Origin of the sequence: Algibacter mikhailovii, from assembly GCF_014651495.1 — a bacterium.
GTDB classification, from domain to species: Bacteria; Bacteroidota; Bacteroidia; order Flavobacteriales; family Flavobacteriaceae; genus Algibacter_E; species Algibacter_E mikhailovii.
Window position 1 is genome coordinate 1 of record NZ_BMWZ01000002.1, and the last position, 22,047, is coordinate 22,047.

21 protein-coding genes are annotated in these 22,047 nt (G+C 30.3%); 12 read left to right on the forward strand and 9 right to left on the reverse strand.

Annotated features, from left to right (window positions below; all coding sequences use genetic code 11):
• Positions 1–1,250 precede the first annotated feature (1,250 nt).
• From IE051_RS03405 to IE051_RS03455, 12 genes are all read left to right on the forward strand, one after another.
• Positions 1,251–1,787: a hypothetical protein gene (locus tag IE051_RS03405; protein WP_189359380.1), complete on the forward strand. Its 537-nt coding sequence runs from the start codon at positions 1,251–1,253 to the stop codon at positions 1,785–1,787.
• Positions 1,788–1,791: 4 nt separating this feature from the next.
• Positions 1,792–2,415, forward strand: a complete 624-nt coding sequence (locus IE051_RS18565; RefSeq protein WP_229796716.1) for a hypothetical protein — start codon at positions 1,792–1,794, stop codon at positions 2,413–2,415.
• A 585-nt stretch (positions 2,416–3,000) separates the two neighbouring features.
• A complete protein-coding gene (locus IE051_RS03415; protein ID WP_189359381.1) occupies positions 3,001–3,210 on the forward strand; it encodes a hypothetical protein in 210 nt (69 codons plus the stop codon).
• A 4-nt stretch (positions 3,211–3,214) separates the two neighbouring features.
• Complete coding sequence (locus tag IE051_RS03420; RefSeq protein WP_189359382.1) at positions 3,215–3,646, forward strand: hypothetical protein; 432 nt, start codon at positions 3,215–3,217, stop codon at positions 3,644–3,646.
• Positions 3,647–3,666: 20 nt separating this feature from the next.
• Entirely contained in the window at positions 3,667–4,329 is a 663-nt protein-coding gene (locus IE051_RS03425; protein ID WP_189359383.1) for an FRG domain-containing protein, read from the forward strand.
• 203 nt (positions 4,330–4,532) lie between these two features.
• The gene (locus IE051_RS03430) at positions 4,533–5,345 is read left to right on the forward strand and encodes a deaminase (protein ID WP_189359384.1); all 813 of its coding nucleotides are present in this window, start codon (positions 4,533–4,535) and stop codon (positions 5,343–5,345) included.
• Positions 5,346–5,508: 163 nt separating this feature from the next.
• On the forward strand, positions 5,509–6,609 hold the full coding sequence (locus IE051_RS03435) for a hypothetical protein (protein ID WP_189359385.1): 1,101 nt from the start codon (positions 5,509–5,511) through the stop codon (positions 6,607–6,609).
• A 391-nt stretch (positions 6,610–7,000) separates the two neighbouring features.
• The gene (locus tag IE051_RS03440; protein ID WP_189359386.1) at positions 7,001–7,753 is read left to right on the forward strand and encodes a hypothetical protein; all 753 of its coding nucleotides are present in this window, start codon (positions 7,001–7,003) and stop codon (positions 7,751–7,753) included.
• Positions 7,754–7,786: 33 nt separating this feature from the next.
• Positions 7,787–8,299 carry a hypothetical protein gene (locus tag IE051_RS03445; protein ID WP_189359387.1) on the forward strand — a complete coding sequence of 171 codons (513 nt, stop codon included), beginning with the start codon at positions 7,787–7,789 and terminating at the stop codon, positions 8,297–8,299.
• A 391-nt stretch (positions 8,300–8,690) separates the two neighbouring features.
• Positions 8,691–10,001, forward strand: a complete 1,311-nt coding sequence (locus IE051_RS03450; RefSeq protein ID WP_189359388.1) for a hypothetical protein — start codon at positions 8,691–8,693, stop codon at positions 9,999–10,001.
• Between the two features lie 233 nt (positions 10,002–10,234).
• A complete protein-coding gene (locus IE051_RS18750) occupies positions 10,235–10,351 on the forward strand; it encodes an exodeoxyribonuclease X C-terminal domain-containing protein (RefSeq protein WP_373294337.1) in 117 nt (38 codons plus the stop codon).
• Positions 10,352–10,393: 42 nt separating this feature from the next.
• On the forward strand, positions 10,394–10,567 hold the full coding sequence (locus IE051_RS03455) for a hypothetical protein (RefSeq protein WP_189359389.1): 174 nt from the start codon (positions 10,394–10,396) through the stop codon (positions 10,565–10,567).
• A 583-nt stretch (positions 10,568–11,150) separates the two neighbouring features.
• On the opposite strand, the gene IE051_RS03460 is transcribed toward IE051_RS03455, so the two are convergent.
• From IE051_RS03460 to IE051_RS03500, 9 genes are all read right to left on the reverse strand, one after another.
• Positions 11,151–12,086 (reverse strand): hypothetical protein, encoded by a 936-nt coding sequence (locus IE051_RS03460; protein WP_189359390.1) that lies wholly within the window; start codon positions 12,084–12,086, stop codon positions 11,151–11,153.
• Between the two features lie 2 nt (positions 12,087–12,088).
• Complete coding sequence (locus tag IE051_RS03465) at positions 12,089–13,318, reverse strand: restriction endonuclease subunit S (RefSeq protein ID WP_189359391.1); 1,230 nt, start codon at positions 13,316–13,318, stop codon at positions 12,089–12,091.
• Positions 13,311–14,936, reverse strand: a complete 1,626-nt coding sequence (locus IE051_RS03470; RefSeq protein WP_189359392.1) for an HsdM family class I SAM-dependent methyltransferase — start codon at positions 14,934–14,936, stop codon at positions 13,311–13,313. Before IE051_RS03470 ends, IE051_RS03465 begins: the two co-directional genes overlap by 8 nt.
• Before the next feature lie 9 nt (positions 14,937–14,945).
• Complete coding sequence (locus tag IE051_RS03475; RefSeq protein ID WP_189359393.1) at positions 14,946–18,014, reverse strand: type I restriction endonuclease subunit R; 3,069 nt, start codon at positions 18,012–18,014, stop codon at positions 14,946–14,948.
• A 93-nt stretch (positions 18,015–18,107) separates the two neighbouring features.
• Positions 18,108–18,980 carry a DUF6371 domain-containing protein gene (locus tag IE051_RS03480; protein WP_189359394.1) on the reverse strand — a complete coding sequence of 291 codons (873 nt, stop codon included), beginning with the start codon at positions 18,978–18,980 and terminating at the stop codon, positions 18,108–18,110.
• Positions 18,981–19,029: 49 nt separating this feature from the next.
• A complete protein-coding gene (locus IE051_RS03485; RefSeq protein ID WP_189359395.1) occupies positions 19,030–19,233 on the reverse strand; it encodes a hypothetical protein in 204 nt (67 codons plus the stop codon).
• A 6-nt stretch (positions 19,234–19,239) separates the two neighbouring features.
• Complete coding sequence (locus tag IE051_RS03490; RefSeq protein ID WP_189359396.1) at positions 19,240–20,277, reverse strand: AAA family ATPase; 1,038 nt, start codon at positions 20,275–20,277, stop codon at positions 19,240–19,242.
• Complete coding sequence (locus IE051_RS03495; RefSeq protein ID WP_189359397.1) at positions 20,267–20,776, reverse strand: type II toxin-antitoxin system RelB/DinJ family antitoxin; 510 nt, start codon at positions 20,774–20,776, stop codon at positions 20,267–20,269. Before IE051_RS03495 ends, IE051_RS03490 begins: the two co-directional genes overlap by 11 nt.
• Positions 20,777–20,978: 202 nt before the next feature.
• The gene (locus tag IE051_RS03500) at positions 20,979–22,046 is read right to left on the reverse strand and encodes a hypothetical protein (protein ID WP_189359398.1); all 1,068 of its coding nucleotides are present in this window, start codon (positions 22,044–22,046) and stop codon (positions 20,979–20,981) included.
• Position 22,047: the final 1 nt, after the last annotated feature.

The following is a 22,047-nucleotide window of genomic DNA, read 5'->3' on the forward strand; positions in this document are numbered from 1 at the left end:
TCAAAGAGTTTCACGAAAAAATCTTAGAAAATGGAGCTATACCAATAAGTGACTTAACAAAAAGTATTGAAGATTGGATTAACTTAAAAACAGAAAAAAACCTACAACATGGTCTATAATCCAATGGCAGTTTGGAGGTAAAATTGCCTTTTCTGCTTTCTGTCAGCACCGGAAAAATCTCTGATTTTTCACATTGGTTCAAAAAGGCATGATAAAAAATAGGTGACTTTTCCTATTTTGAATCCGACACTTTAAATTAGGTCACCCCTCAAATTAGTGGATGCTTAAACAAGCTGCGTAATATATTCTAATTAAGTGAAATACTAGTTGTGTTAAATTAAAAGACCGATAAGTCATAGGTTGTCTTAATTTTTTTATCCTGAGAAAAAGCATTAGAATGGAGACCAATTAGATTTTAAATATTAAGATGATTAAACATATCCCAGAATAAAACAATCTAATGATTTCATAATGACATCGCCAGACGAGAAAAAGAGAGGTCAAATCAGATAAGCTGAACCTATTATTCGGGAGCTACAGTTTTGAACACCAATCATAATCAATCGTTTCCATTTAACCACAAATCTTCAAACAATTTAATCGTTTGGTTCGAGAATAAGTCAATGTTACGCACCGTATTAAGTCACAACAGCCTAACGAACATAAAGTTACGATTTTTTTACGTTTTATTTTTCCGATGTTTTGCCGAAAATGTTTGCGTTTCTGCGATAACTTGTTCGAATTAAACAACATTAAAACAGCTTAAATACAATTAACACCAGCGACTTTATTTTCAAAAAAAACATCATTTAGCTAAAATTAAGACCAAAAATCCAACAAAAGACATTGCTAAATTGATATTCCAAACTGAAAAATGATAATAATTATTTCTTTTTTTATTTCTATGAAATAATACTATTTGCCTTTATACTTTCAAGATGTTTTTCTAAATTTTTATACATTGGGAATAATGTTGAGTATAAAAACTACAATCCAAAACCCTCCAAAATCTAAATCCCATTCAATTCCTTCTGAAATTCACCCTCATGTCAAAAAAAGCTCCTACGAGTACTACCACCAATTAACATTCTTGAAAATCAATTGAAATTATATTTTATGGATTGTTTAAATTTGACTTTAGAGGTAAATATGATTAAAATTTAACATATATTACAGGCATACCTAAAGATACTTCCGATTATTTATAGTTTGAAATAATTATAATATATTTTATTAAATCTATTCTCAACATGACAAAAGCAAATTTGTTTTATCTGAAAATCACTCGAAATCTTACTATTTTAAAAGAATTAATAGTTCAAGAGAGATATGTCGAATTAAATAATAATTATAGTTATTTATTAAATTTCTCTGAATACCATGATTTAAGTTCCGCAGTAAAGTTTAATTTGGAAGCCCTTTCTAATAAGATTATTGAAAAAGAATTTGGCACATGTATTATTTCAATCGATAAAATAAATAAGGTATTAAACAAGAGGATTTACGAATTTGAATGTCACAGAAATTGGATGTCCCTTTCAAATACGACTGATGATAATATTAAATTTTGTTCTGAATGTGCTAAAAACGTTTTTAAAGTAAATTCTATTGCTGAATACGAGAAACGATCAATATTGGGGCAATGTGTTTTTTATACCGAACCAGTAAAATTAGTGGATAATACCAATTCATGCACAATTACAGAAATACATGAAGGCTTACTAGGCCTGCCACTTGGTATAAATGACATTCATGAAACAGATTCTGAATTACCATTTAAATCTTAATTATATGGAATTATTAATAAGTCAATTATCAATAATTAAAAACCTGATAGAATCAAAACAGTTCTATAAGGCGCATGAAGAATCACTAAACCTTAATAAATATGATACTAAATTGGAACATATTTTAACAAATATAATGGGGTTTAATTTTGGAGAAGCACTTTTGCATATTGATGAATTTATATATAGGAATAAGTCTTTACTTGATTATTACAGTCAAACTCTTCCAGATAATTTCATTTTTATGCCAATAAAAAAATTTAAAGATCAATGTGGCTTCTCAAAGATTACTGTTTTAAAATCATCAAAAACAAATACCCTGTTTTGTACCACTAATGATTCAACTATATTTTCAGTTCAACATGACATTGATCCTGAATTTGAAATGGCTTTCTTAATTTACGATTCCAATATTAGTGACGCTAAATTAGTCAACCTAAATATTGATTTAAAAGAAAATTATATTCAAAATAGCAATTACAAAAATGATGAACATTTAGATGACTTCGAGAGGGAAACCTTCGAAGATTATAATGGCTCTCATGCACAAGATTTCGAAGGTTTAAGTGATCAATTTATAGATGATGTATTTGATGGAGATCCAAGTATGTACTGGAATATTGACTAATTTTAAGTTCTAAACAAATGTTATTATAATACCCCAAGTAAAAGATCAATTAGAAAAATCTAATGATAATTATTTATTAGCAATTAAGGAAGGCCATTGGTGTAGGAATCGTGGAAGTTTTTTTTTAAATATGATTAAGATTTTCGCGAGAATTGCGGAAAATCTTAATTTATAAATGAATCCTCTTTGTTTTTTTATTGCTAACAAAATTTCGGAATAACAAAAAACAAATAATAAGTTTAAATTTTTCTATTTGTAAAGTAAGTAAAATTTGGTTTTCAACTGAAAATTGTAGCTTTATATTCTACATAAACAAAATGAAAAAAAAACAATATGATTTACAAGCATAGGGTTTAATGAATTAAATGTTAGACTTTATCCTTGTTTCAGTCCATTTTCAAAACCCCTTTCATACTATAGCATGTTAATGTCAACAAATCAGACTAGTAGTGATATTCTAATTTTATGCTTTTTTAGTTCCAATAACATTATTGAACCCAAATTACTTATCTTAGTTTTATAATTTATATATATAGAATTGATTATATCCAATTCTTGTGCAAAATTTGACAAACACCAATAAGAATGACAAAATACCAAAAATACAAATTGATAATGCTTGCTATATTTGGCATGTTATTTCTACTGATAATGTATAATAATTCTTCGATTGGAAGATACATCCTTCAAGAAGATTGGGCTTTTATTTTTGATACAAAAACTGGAACGATTTATGAGCCAAATCTAGGTAAGATTGAACTCGACGAGTATATTAAATACAAAAAGAAAAAATAGCACTATGAAAAAAATAATATTACTAGTTCTAATAACCTTGTTTTTGTCATGCAATGATTCATCTTCCCGAGAATCTTCAAAAAAAGAAGAAAAATCCGAAATCGAAAGAGATTATGAGATTGCAGATATGGTTTTAAAATTAAATTCAATGAAAATCGGATTGCTATCAATCATAAAAAATGTACCTCAAGAAAAAGCAAATGCAGTATTGAGAGATTATTTAGCAAAAACATTCACTTCGACCTTACAAACAATCAAAGACCCAAACTATATTGTTAAAGTCGTGGATACTATAGCCCAAAAAAATAATCTATCAAAAAAGTTAACTGCCTCAATCATATTTGGCTATCGGTATGAAATGATTACAAGAGACGAAATAATTGATGATTATACCGACGAAATGCAGGATTACCAAAACGAAATGGAACAATATTAGAATGAAAAAAATAATATTCTTTGTTAAAATCATTTGGACACAATACGGCATATGAAATTGCGGTTTTAAGTTTTTTACAGCACTATGCATCACCTTCACCACTAATTGATTGGACTTATAGTTTGGACAACTCGTTATTTTTTGCGTTTGACAAAATGAAACATCCAGAATCTGATCAAATAGGAAATTATTGTTCCGTATACATTCTTAATAAAACTCAGAGTGAACTTACCAATTATATAGATATTTATCAATCAGGAAAAAATAATTTTGAAGAATTAAAAGCTAAACACCCTGATGTCGATTCAAAAGATTTGGATAAACAATATAATGAGTACAGCTACAGTCTAATAAAAGATTTACCTTTAGTGTATATTTCAGATACAGAAAATAATGGAAATCCTACTATGTATACTAATACAAATTTCAATATTATTAATCAAGAAGGTTTGTTTATCTACAACAATAGCCCCACTAAACCATTAGAAAACATATTTAAAGGAAAAGATAATGTGCAAATGGGAGATAGTTTTCGTTTAGATAAAATCACTTGTATTGATATTCATAAAAATTTAGCTGAATATATTAAGGATCTCTTAATATCTAAAGGCATTAGCAATAAGTTTATTTACCCTCAAGAAGAAGATTTAGCATGGGACTCTTTTACTAAATATCTAAAATAAACGAATTGCAAACTTAACAAGAATATAAAAAACAGCAGATTAAGAACGAAAGACATACCTAAGACGTGTATAATTAATGGCTAATTTGAGCTTGCTTACGTAAAATCTTCGCGGATTTTCTATTCGTGTTTGTATTTGCTAAATTAGTGGCTTAAACACGCCACTAATCATAAACAAAACCGTTAGGGAACATTGCAGTAAAAATGAAAAATCGAGAATTTATGTTGGCAGCCATTGATGAAATGGTAAAATCACATTCTGAGCATCAGAAAATAGGAGCAATTCTCGTGAAAAATGATGAGATTATTGGGCGGGGACATAAAACTGACCAAGTGCATGCAGAAAGAATGGCGATTACACAAGCCAAGGAAAATGGACACAACGTAAAAAAATCGACATTATATACAACCCTTGAGCCTTGTGTCTATGTAGGTAAGGGTAAAATAAAATCTTGCTCAGAGTTAATAATTGAAGAAAAAATCAATCAAGTTGTAATTGGTTCTTATGACCCAAACAGTAAAGTGAAGCGTAAAGGATGGAAAGCTCTACGTGACGCAAGAATTACATTGTTTGATTTCGACAAAGACCTGCATGAAGACATAATTAAGAAGAACGAAAAAGGAACAATAGTTTTTAAAGAAGGATACGGTCCCTCGAATGGCGCAAGGTTCGATTACAAATTGAATTGTGGAAATTTCATTATAAGAGAAACAAAAGACTCAAACAATCAGATTGTTACTAGATGGACTCAAAAGGGAATTAATGGAATATATGCATATGCAATTCATGGAGTTCAAGTTGCCAAAGCTGATTATGCGGAGTCTTTCGATGACATTGACGAGATACATCAATTTGATTTCGAATCACATAGTGTGGCAATGTATGTTGGCGAAATATGTATTTTCAAAAATGATGTAATGGCTGTTTTAATAAAAATTAAAGAAGTAAAATCGGGACCTAGATATGGAGCGGACGAAACAGCAGTAAAAATTCAATGGCAAACTATAAAAAATTAACGTTCCCTAACACTGTGTAAAAAACATTGCTTATTTTAGACTTAACTAAAGGTTGCTGCTCTTTTGCTTGCTTCTGATTTTCCTTCGGAAAATCCTCGCACACAAACACGGAACTTTCCGTATACAAAGTCGTTTTAACAGAGAAAAGACACATTAGTTAAAGATGAAACGAATCAAATTAAGATTACAAGACTTAACTCGACAACAAGCTTATGGCGTTCAGGGTAGATTAATCTTAAGGATATTTCCTCTTTATAAGTTCAAAAAAGAGGTTGAATATAATGATATTGAATTGTTTTATGATAAGCTATTCGACTTTACTCACCTTTTATTCGACGTAGCATTAGGTAATGTTTTGATTGAAAATGCGTTAGAAGAAGCGAAAGAATCTCATGAATTTTTTATGGGATATTCGAATAAAATTATTTCAAAAAACAGACCTACCCTTGAACCAGTTTTATTAACGATTGATGCATTGGGTCAATTAAACTTAGTAGATTTTTTTGAAAAACCTGGATTAGCAAATAAAGATAAAGGACTGGCTGATTTAGACATGTCAATTGCTATGGCTGCCCTTGCTATTTCACAATACGGTTTAGGAGATTCTTTGATTTATGATTCCGTCGAAAACGACTGTAAATTCATTTTTGACAATAATAAAGATGTCCAATTTTTAGATGCAGATTTTTTTAAACAAAAATTATGGATATTAAATGAGTCTGTATTAACGGAAGATACAGGAATGAATTTTGTATTCGAAAAAATCATACTTGAAGATTGGAAGAATGGACTTTTTGAAATGAGATTGGAAGGAATATTTTCAAGCTATCAAAATAGAATCTATGGACTAAATCTGATAAAGAAGAATAAATCTAATTTAAATTCAAAAACTGTGATTAATAATGTAACAATCAATCTTGGAGAAGGAGCAACATTTACTGGACCCGTTTCAGTTGGGGAGAATATTAAGAGTTCTTTTACTATTGCTAGTAAATTAGAAACGGAAGAACTAAAAACTAATCTACAAGAATTAATAAAACAAGTAGGGAAATTAATTGAATCGATTGATTCTCAGGAAGAAAAAGAAGCTGTATCCGAACAACTAAAAACACTAGTTGAGGAAGCAAATAAAGATAAACCGAGCAAATGGTTAATAGAAGTAAGTTCAAAGGGAATTTTAAAAGCTTCCAAGGCATTCGTTGATTTAGTATCACCAATATCTACAATTGTTAAAAACGTATTAAGTATAATTGAAATATCTTAACGTGCTACAACTAAGAACTGTGGCAAAAACCATTTAATTTTTAGCTAATCCCATGCTATTAGCTATCATCATAATTTAATCCTAGTTTCGCCATTTCAAATTCCTATTTATTCCTTTTTATGAGATACTTTTAGCCTTTAAATTTTACCCAGAGCGCATCTATTGGCATAGCTGAAACCCAAAGAGAGTTTTGGTAATTGAGCTATTTAACAACCTTTCCATAATTAGGGAACACCAATTAATAATAGTTCTAATAAAATTGCCCTAAGACATCAAGTGTCGCATAAAAGCAACCATTTATACGTTAATTTTACTAGGATAATATGAAAATGATAAAAACTCAACCTCAATACGAACCTTTTTCCAATGATGAATCAAAATCCATAATAAGATGAAGCATTTATGTATATTGTTCATTTTATTATTGTTTTCATGTAAACTAAAAAACAATTTTAATAGTAATGACATTCCTCCTGCTCCTCCTTTTCAAGAAGCTAACGCCTTAATTCAAAGTGTAAACCAAGATTGTTATTTACCAAAAGAAACTCTTAATGCATATGTAATAAGCTATAATGAGAATACCAATGGGGCTTATGAAATGGTTTATCAGGATTTGGAAGGAATAAGAGGGAAATGTATTATAGATAAAACCAGAGCTTCAAATTTTGATAGGAGTTGGCTGCCATATATTCTTATCCCTGGTAATAAAATTGAAATAAAAATTGAGATATGTGACAATGATAATTTGCCCAATGTTTTAGAACTAAAAAATTTAAAAAGGCATAAAGGCAAAACAGAACAAGAATATTCTTTTGGTGTTCCACAAGCTCCCCTATTCCAAGAAGCTCATTTAATAGTACAAAAGGAAATCACTTTAGACTGTTTTAAATTAAATAAAAAGCTTACAGGTTATATCCTTAGTATTATCAAGAAGTCGAATGAAGCCCTCATAGTTGATTTTCAAGACACAAATGGGGTAAGACATAAATGTTATATCTCAACAGATAGCTTGTCCAAATCGGCAAGAAAAGAGTTATCACACATTCTGACACCTGGGAATAAAACAGAAATGACAGTGGAAGCTTGTGGAAGTGGTGGTTTTATTTCGGTGTTAGAAATAAAAAATTTAAAACGAAATAATTAAGCAACCATTTAAAATTAAATTAACTAAAAATTCATGAAAATTACTATTTCTATATTGGCTATATTCTTTACGTTAAGTGCAACTAGTCAAAGTAAGAATCAGAACTATAAGCAGACTCCTTTTAAAAAGTGGAATAAGCTCCAATCAATAGACTCGACAGGTCAATATATTAATTCGTATTTTAAGACTACTACTGCCTATGGAGAAAGCTATAACATGATTACCGACGAGAAAATAGAATGTGAGTTCGTACTCTTAATTGATGTCGATGAATTTCACGTAAGAGTCGCTCATAAAGGGATACCAGGCATGTTAACCTTTGATGATTTAGATATTACAGAAGTTATATTGTTGACTCCAGACCACAAGTCTCACAAATTGCCTGCCTACAGAGGTAAGTATGGTATTTTTTTTTATAATACTAAGCTATTCAAACATAAGACTGAACTGCTTAAGCTCATGCAAAACGCGGGAAAGTATGGTATGACCTTCTATAGCAATGAATCCAAAGAGAGTACAAAGTATTTCTTAACCTTTAAAATATAATCATTTTGCTAAAATCACATGCAATATTAGCAGTTGCGAACCTTATTCCTTGTATCATACCATGCTCTCATCACAGGGTCTATGTTGTTCACTGTAATACAATTTACAGGTATGTGTATAGAAGATAAGACTAGACCAGATAAAAAATTAGAGTAAATTTCATGAATAACCTATATGACTTTATATATGCTAAAGATTAAGAGCCAGGTTTATATTAAATTAGCATTCAATGTAAAATTGATGGCCTTTATATATATTATTTATAAATTGTTAATTGCTCGTTTTCAATGAATATCACAAATTAAGTTTTAACAATACCTATTTGTTGGCAAAAAAACTTGTTCGGATTCTCATATTTTCACTTTAACCACTTATTAAACAGAGATTACAAATGATTCCTAATTCAATAAATAAAACCACAACTAATACAATAATTAAGATAACTGCCATCGCTTTTTTTTTCCTTTGTTTTTCATGTAGGAAAAACTATAAGCGAGAAAGCAAACAAGATTACATGTGGGATTCATCAAATAATTATAAACCTCAACCTGTAAAATTAATACCTAAAGACAGTATTAATATAATTCTTAAAAATCAACGAAAAAACTTTCTTTTTCTTTCATTTTTCCCAGAAATGACAAATAACGAATTTTACTCTATTGCTGAGTTGGAATGCAAGAAAAACCCAAGATTTTTTAAAAAAGAAAAATATTATAAATTTTTCGACTCGCTAAGGGTAGTTACCTACCATTATAATATTAAAATTCAAAACGATAATTTTGATTTTATTGTCAACCCTCCTTCAAAATTTAGTATTAAATTAAGACATAAAAGGGAATACGAAGAATCAAAAGAGAGCTTAACAAAAAGGTATTATGATATACAAGAAAAAAGAATTAGAGAGGCTAAAGAGCGTATTGAGTCAGGGCCTTTGGCGGGACGGGGAAGACCTGTATCAATTAACGATATAGGTCTTATTGATATTGATAAAATAATTAATATAGAGCATAAATATCATAGCTATTTTATAAATGAAAAGTTTAAAAAATTAGCTAACCTCTACTATGATAAATATGATGGCGTTAAATTTGATTACTCTAAATACCATTCTAGTAAGAATTATTTGGAGAATAAAAAATTAAATAAACTAGCCACACTTTTTCCTGAAAAATTAAAAAACACTAAAAGTAACGTAGTATACTATGAAAAGGAGGATCTAATAGAATATATTAAAGAGCAAATGTCAACCACTAAATGGCTAAGTCATCTTTATGACTCTACTAGTATTGATTATCAAAAATATCAAAATCGTGATAATATTCTTTCAGAAGAATTAACAAAAATTAAAACTAAGTTGTATAACAAAACATCCCGCACTACTATTATTGGTCTATCTAAAGAAGATTATGTAAAATCGTCGTATGAATTTTCAAATGGTAAAAAACTTATATTTTTAACAGGAAGTACGTATTTAAAAAAATCAATTGAGGGTTCTATAATTGAATCTTATACTTTTGATTTAGATTATTTTTTTTATGAAGGTTATGAAAAACTAATTTCTAAACGAAATAAACGTGAATTAAAAATTAAGAAAGAAAAGGATTCCATTGAGCAAAAGAAAATAAGGGATTTAAAAAGGAAAAAGGAAAGAGAGGAAGCCTATCGTCTCGAACACAAGAAAGGGGTTCTAGAGGATATATAAACTTAGAGAGATACTACCAATATTAATTAGGCAGTATCTCATCAAGATCTTTTGCAGTTGGTGGGTTAATCTCCAAAACCAGCCAAAGTCCAGCCTTGAGCACGTACAATCATCTCATTTGGATTAGCCTCAGCATACTCTTTAATAATTTTTAAGTACTCAGCTATTTGATGCAGCTTCAGTTAAAGAAGCACCATATGCTAGCCACAAAGATGAAACGGAATGTTCATCCCATGAAATCCTGCACCCTAAACACCTTACTTAACTTCGGAAAACGTAAAGGATATACAGTTGAACATATTCTCAAAAAAGATTCTACTTATTTAAGTTGGTCTATCTGGAATTTATAACATTTTTATATTTCTAGAGAAGTTATTGCAGAAATAAAGTCCTTGTTTGAAAACTTCATACTTTCTATCGATGTAATAGAAGCTTTAGAAATAAAATATGAGAATAATTTGGATAGCCAAGAGTCTTATTACAAAAATTATAATAACAGTGGCTTATCAACGCATAGCTTTGGTTGGAGTTTCGGAATTTGCGGAGGAGACGAAAGTGATGACTAAAAAATGTCAGACCCTCAAAAATGCCCCTATCAATAAAACGATCATGATTACTAATGACTTACACAAAATACTTAGAATGACTCAATATCAATTTTTTAATAAAAGAAATAGGGTATCCTTCTTATTGCTAATGTGTTTTTGCGTTTTAGTTTCAATTCTAGCCTACGCATATTTTAATAAGTAAATAGGAAAACCTGATAATTTCCCTGAAAGATGGACGAATAATTCATATTTTCTGAAAATTAGTGAATATGAGGTGTGGTTTGACATCAATAAAAGTTGCGATGTTGTCTTTCCTATAGAATTTAAAGATTCTAAATAATTTGAATTAATTTGGGATATAAATATAGATTGTATTTATGATATTGGAATTTTCGATGATTTCGGCATCAAAAACCTACCAAAACCAGGAAAACCATTTGCCAAATATTACCTCAAAGGAGACACCTTATTTGTTGAATACTATTACCCTGAATGGACAGCTGTATTTTGGAAAGAAGGTCTCGAAGATCTTTTCACAACGGAATATAAAATAATGCAATACTAACTATAACCTTAAAGACCTCAAGTGAATCTATGAATTTTACGAAATTTTTATATTTTTAACCTTTTCCCCAACCATACCCAAAGTAGCATTACTATTTGCCTCATGAGATTGCTTCTCGCCTCGCAATGAAGATACTGTTACCTGGTTATCCTTCAACACATATAATAACCACCCACTATTTTCACAAACCGTAGCCATATTACCAGAACGATTATCATTAATTGAAAAGAACGTATCTAAATCGTTTAAGTTCTCTATGAAAAAGGTTTTAGATATTAAAGTAGGACTTACAGCATTTGTTTTCTGTTCCAACGATAGTATGATTATTTGGATATGCTTGTTCTTACTTTCATTTTCATTCCAAATATTATCTAACCCTCTAAAATCCTCAAATGATTTAGAAAGTTTATCTAAAACTCCATCCCTCGTTTCTCCAATATTATTAAGTGAACCCTTATTAGTATTATCTAATAAAAAAATAAATGCCCCATTTTCTTTTTCACGCATTAATTTTAGAACATCTTTTGCAATGTCTTTAATAGGTGCATTTCCATGTTTAAACTCTATGTTTAAAATGCGTTCATACTTACTCGCTTCATCCCTTTGGAAAACGCACATATCAATCAGTGCTGATATTGAATTAAGGCCTATGTGTTTTATTAAGTCGTCATAACTTTTACCAAACTTATGTTTTTGTGCTGTAGGCGTTTCAATAGAATAGTATAATTTATTATTACCTTCACTATGATATTCTTTAAATACATCGATAAATATCTGACGAAGTTCTTGTTCCGATCTTCTTATGTATTTAAGAAGTTCCTTTTCAGAAAGTTTTTCTATCTTTTCTTTTGATGGAAATTTATTCGGAAAAATAAGCTGTTCAGTGGCAGTACCACCTTTTCTCTCATAATCCATTAGAGATAATCGTTTTAAAACCTTTTCGCATATTTTAACTACATCTACTTTTTCCATTTTTAACTTTTATAAATCTCTTTATCCTCCCCTACCATACCCAACTCACTTTTAGTATTTACTTCATGAGATTGCTTCGTACCTCGCAATGACGTAACAGTAACCTGCCCATTCATTAACATAGGTAATAACCAATCTCTAAGTTCTGAGAGTTTTTGGTTTTGTTCCCTATTTGCAACTATTTTATCCAAATTAGATTTGAAAAAATCATTTGCTTTTAACTGAATTTTATTTGCGGCTTTTAAAACTTTTAAATCATTTACATCTTTAGCACTTAAATGAGCGACAGTAGTTCTTGATACATTTTTTTCTCTTGCTTTTATGTATGGTTCAATTGAATATCTTGCTTGTATTTCAGAAATAGAATCTTCATTTGACCTAATTCTTAGGCTCCTTTGGTTTAAATAACAATCTTCTTTATTCCAGTAATTAATATGAAAATTACCATCCATCCCTACTACAATATCTCCTTTATTTAACTTATACTTATCATCAACTTCTTGCGTTGAATAGTTTGAAATCGTACAATTTAAAATATCTCTTATTCTGATTACAGGAACTCCTTTTTCTACAGTATTAAATAATTTAGTACTAAATGGAAAACCATACTGCAAATCCATTTCTTCAGTTAAAAATTTAACCTCCCACCCCTCAGGAATCTCACGTTTCAACTCGTCATTATAAACCATTTTACCACCAGACGATTTATAAGGTTTACCATTAGCATCTGGAAAATCGAACTGTACAAACCAATAATCGTAAAGCGTTTTTGCCATCGCTTCTAACTCTTGGTTTATTTTGTTGTTCACTTCTATTTTGGCGTCTAAATCAGAAAGAACTTTGGCTATTTTTTTTTGGGTTGAAAGATCAGGTAACTTTATAGGAATATCATAATATGCGCCAAATGTCATACTTGGCACTCCTGTTCCAGAATTTAGATGATTTAAATCTAATAAAGTTAAATAACGATATAAATAATAAGCCTCTGCTTTACTCTTATCAATTATAGAATAATATATAGTATCAACTGTCCAAAAAGATTCATTAACATATTGAATGTTACTTAGAGTCCCTTTTCTAGGTAACAAAATACTTTCCCCTTGGTAAAGTGATTCATCTACATATCTCATTAATCCTCCACTACCATAAACAGGTATTTCGCCTTCTGACAAATGTTTGTAATCTCTACCATTCTTTATTTCAAGTAAGTCTTTTAGCTTATATTCAGTCATATTTCAAACTCTTCAAATTTTCTTGAACCTCATTTTCTAAAGCTTTAGATTCGGCAAATAAGCTTCCCAAATTACTTTCAAACCCCTTCATTTTACCAATAAATTCTTCTGACGTAATATCAACATATTCAATTTTAACTTCAAAATATTGTCCTGCACTAAGGCTATAGTTTTTTGCTTTTATATCGTCGTAACTCACCACAACAGATAAATCGTCTTTGGCTTCTTTGGCATTAAACACATTTATAATTTCTTGTTCTTCTTCAGGAATTAAAACTGTCTTTTGGTTTTTACCTTCTTTTACCTTGGTTCCTAAATTAGAGGCATCTACCAACACCACATCTTTGGTATTGGTTTTGTCTAAAAATAGAATACTCACGTTGGTTCCTGTAGTAGCAAAAATATTAGAGGGCATAGATACTACACCTGCTAGCATTTTACTTTCTACTAGTTTTTGTCTAATTTTTTTATCAATACCAGATTGTGCGGTTATAAAACCTGTGGGTACTACAATAGCAGCTTTACCTTTTGGGGTTAAACTGTGCATTATATGCTGTATAAACAGCAGGTAAATAGCCATGGATTCTTTCTTTTTTGACGGCACTTTTGGTATGCCTGCAAAAAAACGTTCCTTATTGGCTTTACTATCTAAATCTTCACTGTAATCGCTAAAATCTAACTTAAATGGTGGATTGGATACTATATAATCAAACTGTTCTAATTGCCCATTCTCTTGTTTGTGATATGGACTTAAAATGGTATTGCCTTGGATAATATTTGGTATAGAATGCACCAGATTGTTTAAAACAAGATTTAATCGTAATAAGGCCGACGATTTTTGAGAAATATCCTGTGAGTAGATCGTACACTTATCTTCGCCTATGGCATGTGCCAGGTTCATTAATAAGGTCCCAGATCCTGCACTTGGGTCATAACAGGTTACGTTGTTTACATTGTCTCCAGTTACTAAACAGGCTGCCATAATTTTAGCAACAGCGTGTGGTGTAAAATACTCGGCGTATTTTCCGCCAGAATTGGTATTATAATCTTTTATTAAATACTCGAAAATAGTCGCGAAAAAATCGAATTTCTGCGTGAAAATATGTTCAAAACTAAAACCAACTAATTTATTAACTAAGGCTTTGCAAAAGTCATCTTTTTTATCGGTTACATACTTACTTAGATTTTCAAACAATACTACTTTTTCTCCGCCTTGCGTGAGTACCGAGAAAATATCGATATTATCTTTGGCAACGCTCACTAAGGTTTCATCAAAAATATCTGCAAATTGATCCTTGTTTTGTCGCTCAAATAAACGCGACAATAAGTTTTTAGGTGCAATACGCGCTGTGTTTTCGCTTATTTGCATGGTTAGCATTTCTAAATCATCATCAGAAAAGGTTTTAAGCGCGTCATCAAAATTTTCAGCATTTGCCAAATCGGGTTCTAACTGTTTCAATTCGTAAACATATTTATCGTTTAAGAATTTATATAGAAATACTTGGGTGATTATTTTAAATTCGTTTCCGTCATTCCCTAACCCGTAGTTGGCACACACGCTTTTTAGGTCATCTATAAGTGCTTTGGTTTGGGTTTCAAATTGTGCTGTACTTGTCATTGTTTTATTTTAGGCAACGTTACCGTTGTATTCGTTCATGTATTCTTTTACTATAAGACTATTAATACGCCTTACATCTGTTGTATTAATATCAATTCTTTGTTCTTTTTTAAATTGGTTTACTACTAAGCGCATCATCATTTTTTCTACATAACTCTCATTTTCTAACAACTTAGCGTTTTGTAATATCTCTTTATCTACTGCTGTTTTTAATCCTTTTAAGGCTTCAAATAGTTTGCGCTCGCTATCGGTTAATGGGTCTTTTTCCATTAAGCGTTTATGAATACGGGCATATTTAGCATCATAATCGTATTTGGCTTTCAGTAATTGGTTTTCGCGTTCTACTTTTTTAGCTTCATCATATATAGCGTTTAACGCCTTTATGTTAGCTTCCATTTCTTCTTTAGTGACTTCACTTAAATTTTTCTTCTTAAACAAACGCTCTAATTCCTCACGTAAAGAGATAAAAACCGGGTCTTTCTGGTCGAAGTTTCCTGCTAACATTTCTCTTGTTTTACCTAAGGTATTTTTAAGCTCATCTGCCAAGATCATTTCTTCTTCTTTTACTTTGGTAAAAGCAAAAATGACATCTTCTAAAGCGGTATTTAAAATATTCTCGGTATCTACATTGTTTTCTAAGGCAATTCTTGTGTTTATTAAGCCTAATCTATCGTTAGTTAATCGTGCTAAAACAGATAGTTTTTTAAAGTCCAATTTTTCGAGCAATTCAAAATTACCAGACAAACGAATGAGATTATACAACTCTTTAGAATTGTTTAAAGCTTTCGCTATTTGACGAATTTCGGAACGCTCATTAATTTCAGAAATTTGCTCCCCAAAAACAGTGGCGTTAGCAGTATTGTATTTAAACAACACATCCTTAATTTCTTCAATCTCTTCCTTTATCTCTTCGGGCTTTTTAAACAGATTGGAATAGTGTTGCATCTCATCACCTAACTCGCTTTGTAGCTCTTTGAAGTAATCTTGATTGGTCTTATCAAACTCTTTCTGTATATCTGCAAAATCTACAACATAACCGTACTTATGCGTTTTGTAGGTTCTATTAACACGTGTGAGTGTTTGTAATAAATTATGTGATTTTATCTTTCTGCCTATGTATAATTTCTTTAAGCGTTTGGCATCAAAACCAGTTAATAGCATATTGTAAACAAATAGAAAATCAAGTTTTCCCACTTTAAAGTCAGAAACCCAATCTCTACGATCCTGTTTCGTACCAATATCATGTAAAATAACCTGAGCTTTATTTACTTTACTTTCTTCCTTTTGCTTCTTCCCATAACTAGCAGGTTCTTCAGCTGCCCGATTATACGACGAATCCGACTTGCCTGTATATTTAGTATTGAAAATCTCCTGCATCATTTTAGCTTGATCAGAAGAATCACAAACCACCATTCCACCTATACTATTATCGTTCATAGAGATTCTAGCTTGTTCCATATCTTTTACAATATAGTCTAGCATAGGCTCAACAAATCGATGGTCTGCATAGAGTTTCTTCTTATCAATATTACCTTGTAATACTTTAATATTTTCAAGAGCTTCTTGTAATACAAGCTTATAATTGGTTTCTATTTCTTCACGTATTAATCGTAAAGTATAACCATCTTTTATAGACAGATTGTAGTAATATTTATGAATATAATCGCCAAATAAGGTTTTAGAGTTATATTCTGATCCTAACAATGGTGTTCCTGTTAATCCTATTTTTATGGCATGCTTATCGGCCAATTCCAAATTTGCTAAAAAGCTTCCTTTAGGATTATAACTTCGATGTACCTCGTCTAAAAAGAACACCCGTTGAACACTTAAATTGTAATCGTTGTTTTTTATAACATCTGGATCGTCCTTAAACTTCTGAATATTGACAACTGTAATTTCCGCCTTACCAGAACTATTATGTATTACATGGGTTGATTTTATATCCTTACTAAATGCTTCTTTAGAATCCACTTTGTGCACCACTAAACCACGTGCCGTAAATTCTCTTGCAGCCTGTGTTAGTAAATCTAGGCGATCTACAATAAAGTAGAATTTTGGAATGATATTATGCTTCTGAAAATAGTGCGTGAGATGTTTTACATTAAAATATGCTAAAGCCGTTTTACCAGATCCTTGTGTGTGCCAAATAATACCTTTTTTAATCCCGTTATCCAACTTGTTTTCTATGGCTTTAGTCGCAAATAATTGTGGGTAACGCATGACATGTTTCTCTAACCCATGTTCTTCTTCTACATAAGCAAAAGCATAACGCAATATGAATTTTAAACGCTCTCGCTGAAATAAAGAGCTCGAAACACTGTTGGTTGCCGTAATAGGACTTTTATTAGATTGGTATTCCTTGTTATTTTTTATACTTAATAGATTGGTGTCCTTCAAAACCAAGATTTCATCTTCTGCTGAAAGGGGTTTTAAAATTTTTGAAAGATCAAAAGTTTCTTCTTCCCTGAAATAATTAAAAATTGGCTTTTTATAATTTGTTGTACTATAAAAAGCACCTTCCAACATTTGAGTATCTTCTTCACTATAAGCCATGTTGTTAGAAAACATCATAAGCTGCGTTATATTGATGAACTTGCGAAATTTCTTGTTTTGGAATCGCCTTTGCATACGCTTGTGTTCATCTTGAACCCCATTACGATTGTTTGGCTTTTTTACCTCGATAAAAACTAAAGGCATACCGTTAATTAACAGTATTATATCAGGCCTGAAAGTTTCATCATCCTTTTTATACGGCAACTCCGTAACCACATGAAATACATTATTATTAAAATTATCAAAGTCGATAAGTTTAACACCAGATTGATCAATTAATTTATGATAAAAGGCGCGTCCTAAATCCTCGTTCTCTAATGAAATAGAAACATCATCATAAACGTTTTGAATTTCCTTTTCAGACAAGGAGGAGTTTAATTTTTCAATCTGCTTTCTAAATATTGAGGTGAAAATATTAGTGCTTTCATCCCACTCATTATCTTTCAGCGACAGGTATCGATATCCCAGTTGAATTAAATGTAAAATAGAAGGTATTTTAACTCGTGAATCTTCGTTGAAAATCATGTACTTTTATGCGATTTATTTTAATTCATGAGAGAATCATAAAAGTATAAATCTTTTTCAATAATCACTTACGGTTTCACACATTTATTGTAATTAATTCACTAGATCCACACAAAGTAGGTCTGCCAAATCACTACCTTCTTCAATATTTTTATTTTCTAAAAGAGCACTACAACTAATCTTAAATCCATTCTTTAATAATTGAGTCGCTCTTGTATTCCAATCCTTAAATTCGGTTTTATCGGGAAATAAGATAATAGCATAATCTATAAGCGGTTTTAGAAGTTGTGCTTTTAAATTAGACTTAGAGCCTGTAGCTAACCACAAATAAGCAGGTTGTACTATACTCATGAAAATTGCCGTTTTTTCAGACTCCACAATACAAACCGTACTACCCGGATCATAATCACAAAGGTTGTGTATTCCAAATAAGCATTGTTGTAATACAAAATCATCAATTTTGTATACGCTGTGTATCCAATTAATATGTGGGTATGGTTTTTTCACTCTTTTACCTGTGATTTTGTCATACAACATCACTTTTCCTGCACACACATTCATTTGTTCATCTACTTGCCAAAATATTGTAGCACCATGCCAATGATTACAATTACCTATATTATACTTTAATATTGCATTTCTCACTTGACTCCATGAAAAGTATTGTAGCAGGTACTTTATAAAGTTATCATTCTTTATATTCTGCATTGATTGTATTACAGCATCAAAGTTTAAACATGCTGGCTCTTCTTTAACTACGTCGCTTGAACTAACTATTGATTTATTCCCATTTGGTTTATTGTGATATTGACATTTCGATTCCCTATCACATCTTCCAATATTACTTTGCAAGTAGTTATTACTTGTATTATCAATATATCGAACAAATACTTTTTTACCGCATTGAGGACAAACAAATTTCTTACTGGATTTATCAAGACTATACTTATACATAAATTTTCTCATTCGTAAATTCGTAATTTCGTAGTGTCCCAGACTATTACGATTTTACGATTTATTTTATTCTGTTTTTTATACTCTCCTCACTGAATATATTTTTCAAAAGATACTGTTGAGCTTGCAAATCTGTTATTAATGTCGCTTTTTTTATGACATTAGGTTGAGTTGTACTTAAACTTCCTTGTAACATGGCATATAGATGTATATACTCTTCCTTTGGAAGTGCTTTCGCAATATTATATACATCCTGAGCCGTCATTAAAACTTATTTCAGTTTATTTAATTGATACCTAACAGTTCCTTCTGAAACTCCTAATCTTTGAGCTACATTAACATTTGTAAGTCCTTGTTGGTGCAAATCAATAATCTCTTGATTTCTAGTCTCTTTATCGTTGCAACTAAGTTTTGTTAAATGATTGACCTCTTCATCATAGCCAATAAACTCAAATTTCAAAAAGTTAAAATCTTGGTTAATCCCAAAAACTGCAATATTGTTTGCGTGGTATACAGATTCTGTATTACGTTGTTTAATTTGTTTTATGTAGCGTATACTTGCTCCTTCTGTACTTTCACCAATAGCAAAAGCACTATCACAAAAGTTGATAAGCATTTTACTTCCAGCCAAATCATTTTTAGTTATTGGCTTACTTGAATCTCTTTTTGGAGTATGAGATAGCACAAGAATAGAGATATTGCATTTCTTACTTATAGCTTTTAGTTGCTTCATTAATGAAAGAGCATCTTTTGCTCTTTCATTGTCAGTTTTGAGATAAGTTATATTGTCTATTATTATAACCTTGGGATTATGCGTTTTAATTATCTGGTACAAAGAATGCACCAGATAATCTTCAAAGGCATTAAATTCCTTTGGCACTTCTGTTTCGGTATTTATCTCTGCTCTTATAAAGCTATTACTGAAACTATAATGTTCTTTATAGTTATTTGAGTACCTTTTTTCAAATTGCTTATCAGATAATTCAAAATCAAAATAAACTGTTTTTTGAGGAGACACTTCTAAACTAAAATCATAAATAGGAAGACCTTTACTAATACTATCAGCAATTTGCACTGCTAGTATACTTTTTCCTGTGTTAGTATCTGCAAACAGTATACACACTTCTCCTTCGTACCACATTTCTCCAAATAACATATTCGGAATAGGTCGAGATTTAGCCTCTTCAATCCATTGATTAGCTGTTTTGGCAATAAAACAATCTTTTTTAGTTAGATTCTGAGTTTGTTTCTTAATATCAGAGTTCAACTGTTGTACCACAATAGTATCTATACGCTTCTTAGCCTTCATATCTATAATCTCTATCTATTATACTGTATACTTCAGTAAAAATTAGGTTATAATCAATTGTATACATGTTGTTCGGTTTAGTAAACATAACTGAAGAAGACTGTATACCTTCAGCAAAAACTCTGTCTATATCACTTAACACCTTTAAAAACTGGAAACGAAGATTATTACTTAACGTATTGTTTTCAATTTGCTCACTGAGTATTCTCTTCGCGTTATTTAAATGACCTTCGGTTATATATGAAGTGGAATAAAGGTTTACAAATAACCATAAAACAAGATGAGGTAAATCTTTTCTAATATCTGACGGAATGTCGATAATTACACGAGTCATTTCTGATTGTTTAGTTTGAATTGTTTTTGTCATCTCGTCATATTCCAAATATTCACATAAAATTATACGAACATATTCTGAAGGAGACATTCCGTGTTCTTTTGAGATTCTATCAATCTCAATTTTTAGTTCCTGATCAATTCTTACATTTAATACTTTTTTCATTGTAATTATTATTTTTTTGAAAAAGTCATTTTAGTTTATTTTAGACTTTTTCTGTTTGAGCAAAATTGCTAAACAAAATTAACACAACTATCTCACATACAGTGTTTTAAGCATGTCAGAGCAGGTGTCAGAAAAAAAATAATTATGTCAGAAATAATAATATTTATGTCAGAAAGGAATCGAAAATGTCAAGTTGCAATTTTTATCGATTATCTGAAGGGAAGTGAACGCTAATTTCTTTATTGAAGTCGTTAAAACGTTTTTTGAAAGGTGTTAATCCAGGTGACGAATCTTTCCTGATTTTCCCAAATTTCACATTATGAATCTTAAGAAGATAACGTTGATATTCGGTTTTATTTTTGGAAATTAAATTAGATTCAAACAAAGCGTAATATAGAGCACTAGCGTTTGATGGAATGTACTCAGTGAAGCCGTTTATCTTGTCATATGCATAAATCACTGCATCAATTGAAGCAAATAAACTAGAATATTCATTATAGACTTTATGATATATTTCGTCTATTATTACTTCATTAGCATTTTCTATATTATATTTCTTGTTTAGAGCAACAAGAAATTTATACCTATAATTAAAGTCAATAATATCTTGAATGATTTTACAAGTTGATAATAATTCTTTTCTAATTAAATTTTCATCACCATCAAGATAACTGTCTATTAGAATTGGATACTCTTCAATTCTATCAATAATTACTTTTTGTTTTTTATTTAGATAAAAAAAGTAGGGTTTTCGTTCATGTATTTCATCTGCAGTCTCTAATTTTTCATTTTCCAAAGAAGAATACTGACCAACAATCTCACGATACACACCAATAAAAGATTTCTTAATAATTTCATCAATTTTTGACTGATTTGAATGTACTTCAATTTTATTATTAAAGGACCTCGAAAGCAATTGAAATTGGGAGTTGATTAAGTTTTTATTTAAGCTAGATATATAATAAAATAATTCAGTTCTAAATTCGGTAGAATACGATTTATGTAATTTTGATTCATTTAGGTCAATATTAAACTTAAGTTCTAAAGGTTTAAATTTCCCATTATTTAATGGTTCATCTTTTGTTTTGGTAAAAACATTTCTTAGAACACTAAAGAAAGAACTTTTTTTTTGACTTGAAGAAGGAAGCTTAATAGCACTAGTTCTTTCCAGAACTGCTACTAAAATATTCTGACTCATTAAATATTCTTGAATTTGTTTGGCGCTTAAGCCTTCATTATTTAATTTTTTAACCAAACCAAAATTCCTCATA